This is a genomic window from Falsirhodobacter xinxiangensis (assembly GCF_004959935.1).
GTDB lineage: Bacteria > Pseudomonadota > Alphaproteobacteria > Rhodobacterales > Rhodobacteraceae > Falsirhodobacter > Falsirhodobacter xinxiangensis.
Window position 1 is genome coordinate 26,429 of record NZ_SMYN01000023.1, and the last position, 9,767, is coordinate 36,195.

Consider the following 9,767-nt stretch of genomic DNA (forward strand, 5'->3'; position numbering starts at 1 on the left):
TCAGACCTCGATCTTCATGCCGGTTTGCGCGGTGATGCGCCCGTAATGTTCCGTGCGGCGATGGGCAGCGAAGTTGAACACGGTCTGCTTTCCGAAGGCGCATTTGTCGAAATCGCATTCCGCAACGATGACCTCGTCTCCCTCGCCGGTCGTGCGGGCGATCACGTAACCGTCGGGATCGACGATGATCGATCCGGCGAACATGTGGTTTCCATCTTCCATCCCGCATTTCGCGACGGCAACGGCATAGGTGGAGTTTTGATACGCCCCCGCGCAGACGGAAAGTTCATGGTGATAGACGCGCCGCTCGATCCCCTCTTCCGCCGAAAGGTTGTTCTGGCTAGGGGTGTTATAACCGATCGTCACCAGTTCGACCCCTTGCAGACCCAGCACGCGCCACGCCTCGGGCCAGCGCCGGTCATTGCAGATCGCCATGCCCATAACGACCCCCTGGTTCCGCACCACGTTGAACCCCGTGTCGCCGGGCAGGAAATAGCGTTTCTCCAGATGCTGGTGGCTGCGTTCGGCCTCGTATTCGGTGTGGCCGGGCAGGTGGGTTTTGCGATATTTCAGCACGATCTCGCCCTCGGGCGATACGGTGATCGACGTGTTGTAATGCAGCCCCTCTGGCGTCAGTTCGCAATACCCGAAAGTAAATCCGATCTCCAGGCGACGGGCCAGATCGAATAGCGGCTGCGTCGCGGCGTTCGGCATCTGGGTTTCGAACCAATGGTCGAATGCGGCGCGATCCTCGACATAGAAGCGCGGAAAGAACGTCGTCAGGGTCATTTCGGGATAAATGACGAATTCGGCTCCCTTTTGATGCGCCTGTTCCATCAACGCCATCATGCGCGACACGACTGCCTCGCGCGGCTCGTCCTTTTGGATACCGCCGATCTGGGCGCCGGCAACGATCATCTTCATGTCTTCTCCTAGAGTGCGAGTTTGCGCTGATACCGGCTGACAAGGCGCACCATCGGCCACAGCAGGACCAGATAGATCGCCGCGGCCAGAACCAGCGGGGATGAGTTGTAGGTGACGGACCGGGCCATGTTGGCCTGATACAAAAGCTCGGACAGCGACACGACCGAGGCGAGCGAGGTCAGCTTCACCACTTCGATCGTGTTCGACAGAAGGTCGGGCAAAACGTTGCGGACGGCCTGCGGGATGACGACGTGGCCCAGCATCTGCGCCTTGCTCAGGCCCGTAGCGCGTGCGGCTTCCGATTGTCCGGCGGGCACGCTTTGCAGCCCGGCGCGATACACCTCGGCATAATACGCCGAGTTGTTCAGCAGAAAGGCGACCGCGACGGCCACGAAGGGCGACATCTCGACCCCCGCGAAGGGAATGCCGGAATAGACGAAGATCAGCAGCACCAGGGGCGGCAGGGCGCGCATCAGGTCGATCAGCGCCATCACCGGCCATGACAGCCAGCGGCGCGGACTGGTGGCGGCCAGCGCCAGAAGCAATCCCCCGACCAGCCCCAGCCCGATTACCACCGAGCAAAGGCGCAGGGTCATCCACAGCCCTTGCAGCAACAGCGGCCAAGCCTGCGCCATGATGTCGAGGTTGAAGAACATCTCCATGATACCGGGCATCGTTACACCTTCCAGCTGAAGCGGCGTTCAAGCCAGCGGGCAAGAATGACCGCGGGCAGGAAGATCGCGAGGTAGGCGGCGGCGGCCATGGTCAGCGGCGTTGCCGACCCGGACATCGCCTGCGCCGATGACGACACCGCAAGAACCTCTTTGACCCCGATGACCGATCCAAGCGCCGTCATCTTGGTGATGGCCAGCGATCGGTTGACCAGCGACGGCACGCCCATCCGGACCGCCTGCGGCAGCGCGACCCAAATCAGCGTCTGCGCGAAGGACATGCCGGTGGCGCGCCCCGCTTCCCACTGGCCGCGGGGCAGGGCGGTCAGGCCGGCCCAGAATATCTCCTCGCAGAACGCAGCCAGAACGGCGGCCAGCACGATGAACAGGACCAGTGGCCCCGACATCATCACACCAAGCCCGGGCAGCCCGAAATAGAAGATCAGGATCAGAACCAGCGGCGGCAGCGCGCGAAGGATGTCCGCGAACATCACGATGGGAACTGTAAGCCACCAGACCTGCAGGCTGCGAAGACAGGCCAGCACGAGCCCGACCGCGACGCCTGTCACGATGATGATTGCCCCCAGCCAAAGCGTCGTGACCATCGCCGACAAAAGGTCCGGCAGGTAACGGTCGATGATCGCGCCGTCAAAGAACACTTCGACAAAACGTTGGAATCCGGCAGGTGCGTTCATTCCGCCCCCGCATGGTGCGAGACGCGCGACAGGAAGGCGCGGGTGCGGTCATGTTGCGGGTTGCCGAAGATCGCCTCGGGCGGGCCCTGTTCGACCACGACGCCGCCATCCATGAAGACGACGCGGTCGGCGGCTTCGCGCGCAAAGGCCATCTCGTGACTGACGACCAACATGGTCATCCCTTCGGCGCGCAGGTCTTTCATCACCTTCAGGACCGACCCGACGAGTTCGGGATCCAGCGCCGAGGTCGGCTCGTCGAACAGCATCACCTTCGGGTTCAGCGCAAGGGCGCGGGCGATGGCGACGCGCTGTTGCTGGCCGCCCGAAAGCTCGCTCGGCATGGCGTCCGCCTTGTGGGCAAGGCCGACACGATCCAGCATGTCCATCGCGCGGGTGCGGGCGGTAACCTTGTCTCGCTTCAGCGCTTTGATCTGCGCCAGCATGACGTTCCTTACCACGCTCATATGCGGGTAGAGATGAAAGCCTTGGAACACCATTCCCGTTTGAAGCCGCAGGCGGTTCAACTCGGCGGCGGGGCAGTTCACGATGTTGCGCCCGTCGATGAAGATGGAGCCCGAGGTCGGCTCCTCCAGCCGATTGCAGCAGCGCAGCATGGTGGATTTGCCCGAACCGGACGGACCGATGACGAAGACCAGTTCGCCCCGTCCGACCTTCAGGTCAATGCTCCGCAGAACCTCGACAGTTCCGAAGCGCTTTTCCAGCGCGGTGATTTCCAGCATCGGCGTCTGTGCCATGGTGCCTCGCAGATTTGTCGGGTTACGGTGCCGAGGGGCTGGCACCGCCGAGGGATCAGAAGGAACAGCTCACCTCGTGGGGGGTGTCGTCGTATCCATCGGAGCCGGGGGTGCCGTAGCCCGGGGTCGGGGTGACGATGGTCGTGCCAGCGGCGGGCGTGACGCCCAGCCATTTTTCGGAGAGGGCGGCAAGCGATCCGTCGGATTTCAGGCATTCAATCACCGCATCGATGCGGTTGCGGTTTTCCACGTCGTCCTTGCGGAAGGGGAATGCCCAGACCAATCCGGTCGCGATCTCGGCGCCCAGCATCATGCGCGGGTTGCGCTTTACCGCCCATGCCGCGCTTGTATGGCCTGCAAGTGCCGCAAAGGCGCGGCCCGTCATCACGGCCTCGACCGCGTCCGAGGTGGTGCCGTAGGACATGACGGTCAGCTCCAGCTCCGCCGCCTTCTCGTTCAGATAGGCTTCGTAATTCGAGCCCTTGTTCACCGCCAGCGTCTTGCCGCGATAATCTTCGATGGTCGTCCCCGCTCCGCTGCCCGCGAGCTGTACGAAGGCATAGTTGGTATCCATGAAGCCTTCGGTGAACAGCATATTGGCCGACCGTTCCTCGCTCACCGTGACGGGGGCGACGAGGAAATCGTAGGTGCCTGCCTGGAGCGCGGGAACGAGGCCCGCGAATTGCGCGGCGTCGATCTGGATCGTCGTTCCCAGCCGTTCAGCAACGAGGTTCGCAAGATCGACGTTGAACCCTTCGATCCCTCCCGAAAGGCTGGGCATGGCATGGGGCGCGAAGGTGCCGTCCAATGCGACCTTCAGCCCGTCCTGCGCGATTGCGGCATTCGTCATCAGGCCGGCCGCGCAGCCAAGCGCGGTGGCAAGAACCCGGAATTTCATGATCTCTCCTGTCGGTTGGGCCGAGGTTCGTTGACCTCTTGCCGTCAATTCTGCACGCCAAGGCAGGGGTGCGGCAATATAAAGACAGGCTATAATACGATTAGATATATTATCCTGCTTTATACATTAGCGCCTATTTTGTGGGCTGGATCAAAGCTTGGGCAGGTTTAAAAATCGGCTAACGCTTTGATTCGGCTTCGTAAGCAAAAGTTCGTCAGATCGACGGTTCAGGCCCGTCTTTGGCAAACCGCGCAAATCATGGGCGTGCCGCCCGACGGGACGGCACACCCCTGTCACCGTGCCATCAGGTTCGGGACGATATCGACGATTCCCGGAAACAGCCCGATCAGCACCACGAAAGCGGCAAGGATCATGAAGAACGGGAAGGTCGACCGCGTGATGCGCCCGATGCTGTCCCCCGTCAGGCGCTGGATGACGTTGAGGTTGAACCCCACGGGCGGCGATATCTGGGCCATTTCGATCACGATGACCATGAAGATGCCGAACCAGACCTTGCTGTAGCCCGCCGCCTCGACCAGCGGCAGGGTGATGGGCAATGTCATGACGATGCAGCCCAGACCCTCCATCACCGTTCCAAGCAGGATATAGAACGCCAGCAGCACAAGGATGAGCGCAAAGGGCGACAGACCCCAACCGTCGATGGTCGATGCGATGAAACGCGGCAGTCCAAGATAGCCGATGGCCGTGGACAGGAACATCGCGCCGACCATGATGATGCCGATCATCGCGCAACCGTTCGCGGCGGAACGGGCCGAGGCGATCAGACCGCCGAAATCCAGCGTACGCTGCCAGAAGCCGATGCCGATGGCCCCCGCAACCCCCACCGCCGCCGCCTCGGTCGGCGAGGCGATGCCGCCATACATCGACCCGATCACGACAAGGATCAGTATCAGCAGCGGCCCCAGATCCTTCAGCGCGATCAGCTTTTCCAGAAACGTCGATTTCGGCGGCGCGGCCCCCACCAGCGCGGGGTTCAGCAGGGCACGGATGGCGATATAGCCCGAGTAGCTGCCCGCGATCATCAATCCGGGCAGAATGCCAGCGATGAACAGCCGCAGGATCGATTCTTCGGCCATCACGCCATAAATGATCATGATGGTCGAGGGCGGGATCAGGAACCCCAACGTTCCCGCCCCTGCAAGCGAGCCGGTGACCAGCGCGCGGTCATAGCCGCGATCCAGAAGCTCTTTGGCGGTGATCCGCCCCACCGTCGCCGTGGTCGCGGCCGAAGATCCGCAAACCGAGGCGAAGAGCGTGCAGCCCAGCACGGTCAGGTGTCCGAGCCGTCCGGGCACCCGACGCAGCCACGGCGCAAGGCCGGAAAACAGCGCTTCGGAGATGCGGGTGCGGAACAACAGCTCTGCCATCAGAATGAACAGCGGCAGTGCCAGCAATTCGGGCGAGGTAAGCGTGTTGAAGGCCTGTTGCGCCAGAAGCTTGTCGAAGGGCATGGCCGGGCGGAACACCGCCAGAAGGCCGATGCCGGTCCCAACAAGGCCGATGCCTATCCAGACGCCGGCGCCCAGGATCAGCGTCATCATCCCAAGCAACGAAAAGGTGACCATACCCATCACTCGATCCCCTCGCCACGCGCGAGCCTTGCCCCGCCGATCACGCGCAACAACTGCGCCACGATCTGAAGCGTCAGCAGCAGCGATCCCGCGGCCAGCACCGCCTGCGGCACGGCAAGCGGGATGCGCACGACAGAGGCCGAGGTCGAACCCCGTTGGAAGGACAGCCACGCCATCTCGGTCAAAGCGGCGGTCAGGACGGCAGTGATGCCAAGGCCAACGACCGCCGCCACTCCGTCCAGTATTCGCGACCCGCGAGGCGACATCGCATCGGCAACGCCGCTGACACGGACATGGCTGCCCTCCTTCAACGCACTGGCCGCAGCCAGCATGAAACAGGCCCCCATCAGAAACGCCGAAACGTCCCATGAGAAGGGAATGGATCGGTTCAGAACGTTGCGCGACACGATCTCGGCCCCGACGAGGACGAAGATCGCCAGAAGGCACAGCGCGGAGAGGAGGTTGGCGGCCTCGGTCGCGCGGTCGATGGGGCGCAGGAGGCGCGCAAAGGGTTCGTCCCTTTGGACGCCCGCGGGCAAAGCAAGATCTCGCATGACGATCAGTCGCGCGCGGCCAGATAGGCGTCGATCACCGGCGCGGCATCCGGAACCCGCGTCTTGAATGCGTCCCAGAGCGGGGTCGCAACCGCCATGAGTTCGGCCTTCAGCTCTTCGGAGGGAGGGGTGACGATGACGCCGTGCTCTTCCAGCATGGCGATCTTCTGGGCATCCTCGGCGCGGGAATTCAGCCAGAACTGCCCTTCGATACCCGCCGCGACGGCCTCGATGGCAGCTTGGGTTTCAGGCTCCAGGTCATTCCACGCATCGAGGTTGACGGTCACGATGTTGGACGAAGCCTGCCAGTTGAAGGTGTTCATGTTCTGCATGAATTCCCAGAACGCCCCGTCCACCCCCGACGAAGACGAGGTGGTCACGGAATTGATCGTTCCCGCGGCCAATGACGGGACCACTTCGCCCCACGGCATCTGGACAGGCGCCGCGCCGAGCGCCTCAAAAAAGCTGTGCCCATTGGCATCGACGACCCGGATCTTCATACCCGCCAGATCGGCTGTACTTTTGATGGGATTGTCCGAGAACACGGCCTGACCGGGCCACGGGGTCATGTAGAGCACCTTCTGGTTCATCTCGGCCGCGATCTCTTCGATTTTGGGACGATAGAATTTATGAAGCAGCGCAAGATCCTGCGATGTCGGGGCAAGATAGGGAAGCGTTTCGATCCCGAGCGCCGGATTCTCGCCGACCTGCTGACTCATCAGGATGTCGGCGATGGGAACGATGCCGTCACGGACGGCGGCCATTCCCTCGGGGCCTTTGATGCCCAACGCGCCGCCGGAATGGACGGTCACGGTCACGGCACTGTCGGTCGCTTCGGCAATGCCTTCGGCAAAGGCCTGGGCGTTGCGTGTGTGAAAGTTCCCCTCGGGCCAGACGACCGACATATCCCAATGAGTTTCGGCCAGCGCGGGGGATGCTGTCATGAATGCGGCGAAAAAGGCAATGGGGTGATGTTTCATGTCGTTTCCCTGTCGTTGCTTGTCTTTGTTGGTCCTGTCGACCCGGAAGCATCTGACAACACGGACGCGGCGGGGACAGGTTTTTAAGGATACCATACGTATACCTAAAATCATGCGCAAAATATTTATGCAGTCCTTCTCCCGATGCATAGCAATTGGGCGGTGGAGATACGTCTCGCGAATCCATGGGAGCGCCGATTGACATACATCGCGACGCTCCGGCATACCAATGGTACACAATAGCGACACAGTTCTAAAAGGCCCTTCCGGATGAGCTTCGACACATTGAACAAGGCGACCGGCGTCTATGTCATCTCGGTCACCCCTTTCCTGCCCGACGGCGCGATCGACTTCGAAAGTCTTGATAGACTTGTGGATTTCTATGCGTCGGCGGGGGCGACGGGGCTGACCATCCTTGGGATGATGGGCGAGGCACAAAAGCTGACGCAGGCGGAATCCGTGCAGGTGACGGAGCGCGTTCTGGCGCGTGCCGGTGCGCTGCCAGTGGTGGTGGGTGTTTCGGCCCCCGGCCTTGCCGCCGTGCGCGAACTTGGCCTTCAGGCGATGAATCTGGGTGCGGCGGGGGTGATGATCACGCCGCCCATGACACTCAGAACGGATGACCAGATCATCAACTATTACCATCAGGCGGACGAAGCGCTAGGCAGCGACGTGCCCATAGTGCTTCAGGATTTCCCGCTTGCGACCGGGGTGCAGATCTCGAACGCGGCATTGGGCCGAATCATCGAAGGCGTGCCTTCGATCGCAATGCTCAAACACGAGGATTGGCCGGGCCTCGCCAAGATTTCGGCGCTGCGCGAGGCCGAGGCCGGGGGCCGCCGCCGCATCTCTATCCTGACGGGCAACGGCGGGATCTTCCTGCCCGAGGAGATGGTGCGTGGTGCGGATGGCGCAATGACCGGCTTTTCCTATCCAGAAATGATGGTTGGCGTGTGCCGACTGATGGCCGAGGGTCGCACGGATGCGGCGCAGGACCTTTTCGATGCTTACCTGCCCTTCGCCCGCTATGAACAGCAGCCCGGCCTCGGTCTGGCGATCCGCAAGCACATTCTCGCCCGCCGCGGCGTCATCGCACATGATGCGCTGCGAAAGCCGGGACAGAGACTGAGCGCCGAGGACATCAAGGACATCGACCTGCTTATCGCACGTCAGGAACAACACCTGCGCCGGATCGGCTGAGAAGGAGACGACTATGGATCTTCAACTGAAAAACCGCCGCGCCCTCGTGTTGGCATCGTCGCGCGGCCTTGGCTTGGGCGTGGCCAGCGCGCTGGTCGCCGAAGGTGCGCATGTGCTTTTAACCGGACGGGACGCAGCGCGGTTGCAGTCCGCCGCCGAGGCGCTTTCGAGCTCAGGGCCGGGCAGGGCCGATTGGGTCACCTGCGATCTGTCGGAGCAAGGCGCCGTCGACACTCTGGTGGATGCCGTGGCGGACAAGATGGGCGGGATCGATATCCTTGTGAACAATTCGGGCGGTCCGGCGCCGGGTCCCGTTGCCGCCAGCCAGCCCGACCAATGGCAGGCGGGCTTCGGAATGATGGTCGAGCCGCTCATTGTTTTGACCCATGCTCTGCTTCCGCAGATGCGAGCACAAAAATGGGGCCGCATCCTTACGCTTGGATCGTCGGGCGTGGAGCAGCCGATCCCAAACCTTGGCATATCGAATACCCTGCGCGGGGCGCTTGCCGGCTGGTCCAAGACACTTGCTGCCGAGGTGGCGGGCGAAGGAGTAACGGCGAACATGCTGGTTCCTGGCCGTATCCATACCGATCGCGTGGACGAACTCGACGCCGCCGCCGGCGCTCGAAGCGGAATGACACAGGCCGAAGTTGCAGCGGCCTCGCGCGCAACGATCCCCGCCGGGCGTTACGGCCTGATCGAGGAATTCGCCGCCGTGGCCGCCTTCCTCGTAAGCGGCGCCGCCAGTTACGTGACAGGATCTATCGTCCGCTGCGATGGTGGGATGATCCGCGGGATATAATTGGGTAAGCACAATAATCGCGCAGATGAAGCCGTCACCCGAGCCGGCGCTTCGGGATCGTCAGACATCGAGAACGGAGGGATTGAAGTCACGGCGTACGGCGGCACTAGCGGACAGGCACAGCGGGCGATGTTCTGTCGCAAACTTTCCGATGGAGTTTGCCAGCCCTTCGCCGCTTCAGCGTTCAACTGGCGAGTTGGGAAAATTGCTCACTCGGACAGAGTCCGACTGCAAACTGCCCCTTGAGGATCATGTTCATCAGTTCGATCCCCGCGATGGTTGACGCTGCAGACTTGAAGCTCTTGAAGCCTAGGGTCAGGATTCATAACCAATAGATGACGGTTGCGGCGAGGGCGATGGCTGAGAGGAATACCTCTGGACAGCGGTCATAGCGGGTTGCCACGCGCCTCCAGTCTTTGAGCCTGCCGAACATGCTCTCGATGCGGTTGCGGCGTTTGTATCGGCGCTTGTCGTATCTGAGGGGAGCCTTGCGTTGTTTCCGCCCCGGGTATGCAGGCGCGTATGCCTTTGTCCTGCAACGCTTCGCGGAACCAATCGGCGTCATAGCCGCGGTCCCCAAGCAGCCAGTCGACCTTCGGCAGGCCGCCGAGGAGCGCCCGCGCACCGATGTATTCGCTCACCTGGCCCGCGGTGACGAACAGATCGACTGGCGGCCCTTGGCTGTCGCAGATGGCA

12 protein-coding genes are annotated in these 9,767 nt (G+C 62.2%); 2 read left to right on the top strand and 10 right to left on the bottom strand.

Annotated features, from left to right (window positions below):
- The 8 genes from E2K76_RS17930 to E2K76_RS17965 all read right to left on the bottom strand — a co-directional run bounded on the left by E2K76_RS17930 (nucleotide 1) and on the right by E2K76_RS17965 (nucleotide 7,069).
- Entirely contained in the window at nucleotides 1-924 is a 924-nt protein-coding gene (locus E2K76_RS17930; RefSeq protein ID WP_169053379.1) for an N-carbamoyl-D-amino-acid hydrolase, read from the bottom strand.
- 8 nt (nucleotides 925-932) lie between these two features.
- Nucleotides 933-1,598, bottom strand: coding sequence for an amino acid ABC transporter permease (locus E2K76_RS17935; RefSeq protein ID WP_136685823.1), 666 nt, complete (start codon nucleotides 1,596-1,598; stop codon nucleotides 933-935).
- Between the two features lie 2 nt (nucleotides 1,599-1,600).
- The gene (locus E2K76_RS17940; RefSeq protein WP_136685824.1) at nucleotides 1,601-2,290 is read right to left on the bottom strand and encodes an amino acid ABC transporter permease; all 690 of its coding nucleotides are present in this window, start codon (nucleotides 2,288-2,290) and stop codon (nucleotides 1,601-1,603) included.
- On the bottom strand, nucleotides 2,287-3,030 hold the full coding sequence (locus tag E2K76_RS17945; RefSeq protein WP_136685833.1) for an amino acid ABC transporter ATP-binding protein: 744 nt from the start codon (nucleotides 3,028-3,030) through the stop codon (nucleotides 2,287-2,289). Before E2K76_RS17945 ends, E2K76_RS17940 begins: the two co-directional genes overlap by 4 nt.
- 70 nt (nucleotides 3,031-3,100) lie before the next feature.
- Nucleotides 3,101-3,943, bottom strand: coding sequence for a transporter substrate-binding domain-containing protein (locus E2K76_RS17950; RefSeq protein ID WP_136685825.1), 843 nt, complete (start codon nucleotides 3,941-3,943; stop codon nucleotides 3,101-3,103).
- A 293-nt stretch (nucleotides 3,944-4,236) separates the two neighbouring features.
- Nucleotides 4,237-5,535 (bottom strand): TRAP transporter large permease, encoded by a 1,299-nt coding sequence (locus E2K76_RS17955; RefSeq protein ID WP_136685826.1) that lies wholly within the window; start codon nucleotides 5,533-5,535, stop codon nucleotides 4,237-4,239.
- On the bottom strand, nucleotides 5,535-6,089 hold the full coding sequence (locus tag E2K76_RS17960; RefSeq protein WP_136685827.1) for a TRAP transporter small permease subunit: 555 nt from the start codon (nucleotides 6,087-6,089) through the stop codon (nucleotides 5,535-5,537). The genes E2K76_RS17955 and E2K76_RS17960 overlap by 1 nt, the downstream gene beginning before the upstream one ends.
- Before the next feature lie 5 nt (nucleotides 6,090-6,094).
- Nucleotides 6,095-7,069: a TRAP transporter substrate-binding protein gene (locus tag E2K76_RS17965; protein WP_136685828.1), complete on the bottom strand. Its 975-nt coding sequence runs from the start codon at nucleotides 7,067-7,069 to the stop codon at nucleotides 6,095-6,097.
- Between the two features lie 270 nt (nucleotides 7,070-7,339).
- Between E2K76_RS17965 and E2K76_RS17970 the strand changes: the two genes are divergently transcribed.
- Together E2K76_RS17970 and E2K76_RS17975 are read left to right on the top strand one after the other, a co-directional pair.
- Entirely contained in the window at nucleotides 7,340-8,269 is a 930-nt protein-coding gene (locus tag E2K76_RS17970) for a dihydrodipicolinate synthase family protein (RefSeq protein ID WP_136685829.1), read from the top strand.
- A 13-nt stretch (nucleotides 8,270-8,282) separates the two neighbouring features.
- On the top strand, nucleotides 8,283-9,071 hold the full coding sequence (locus E2K76_RS17975) for an SDR family oxidoreductase (RefSeq protein ID WP_136685830.1): 789 nt from the start codon (nucleotides 8,283-8,285) through the stop codon (nucleotides 9,069-9,071).
- 322 nt (nucleotides 9,072-9,393) lie between these two features.
- Here the strand turns inward: E2K76_RS17975 and E2K76_RS21075 are convergent, their stop codons facing one another.
- Both E2K76_RS21075 and E2K76_RS21080 read right to left on the bottom strand, forming a co-directional pair.
- On the bottom strand, nucleotides 9,394-9,513 hold the full coding sequence (locus tag E2K76_RS21075) for a transposase (protein WP_342773656.1): 120 nt from the start codon (nucleotides 9,511-9,513) through the stop codon (nucleotides 9,394-9,396).
- Nucleotides 9,458-9,767 (bottom strand): transposase (locus tag E2K76_RS21080; protein WP_342773655.1); only part of this gene is annotated, 310 nt, incomplete at its 5' end. The genes E2K76_RS21075 and E2K76_RS21080, both read right to left, overlap by 56 nt.

Coding starts and splice junctions, on each gene's coding strand:
- E2K76_RS17930 (WP_169053379.1), bottom strand. CDS start 924: ATGAAGATGATCGTTGCCGGCGCCCAGATCGGCGGTATCCAAAAGGAC.
- E2K76_RS17935 (WP_136685823.1), bottom strand. CDS start 1,598: ATGCCCGGTATCATGGAGATGTTCTTCAACCTCGACATCATGGCGCAG.
- E2K76_RS17940 (WP_136685824.1), bottom strand. CDS start 2,290: ATGAACGCACCTGCCGGATTCCAACGTTTTGTCGAAGTGTTCTTTGAC.
- E2K76_RS17945 (WP_136685833.1), bottom strand. CDS start 3,030: ATGCTGGAAATCACCGCGCTGGAAAAGCGCTTCGGAACTGTCGAGGTT.
- E2K76_RS17950 (WP_136685825.1), bottom strand. CDS start 3,943: ATGAAATTCCGGGTTCTTGCCACCGCGCTTGGCTGCGCGGCCGGCCTG.
- E2K76_RS17955 (WP_136685826.1), bottom strand. CDS start 5,535: ATGGGTATGGTCACCTTTTCGTTGCTTGGGATGATGACGCTGATCCTG.
- E2K76_RS17960 (WP_136685827.1), bottom strand. CDS start 6,089: ATGCGAGATCTTGCTTTGCCCGCGGGCGTCCAAAGGGACGAACCCTTT.
- E2K76_RS17965 (WP_136685828.1), bottom strand. CDS start 7,069: ATGAAACATCACCCCATTGCCTTTTTCGCCGCATTCATGACAGCATCC.
- E2K76_RS17970 (WP_136685829.1), top strand. CDS start 7,340: ATGAGCTTCGACACATTGAACAAGGCGACCGGCGTCTATGTCATCTCG.
- E2K76_RS17975 (WP_136685830.1), top strand. CDS start 8,283: ATGGATCTTCAACTGAAAAACCGCCGCGCCCTCGTGTTGGCATCGTCG.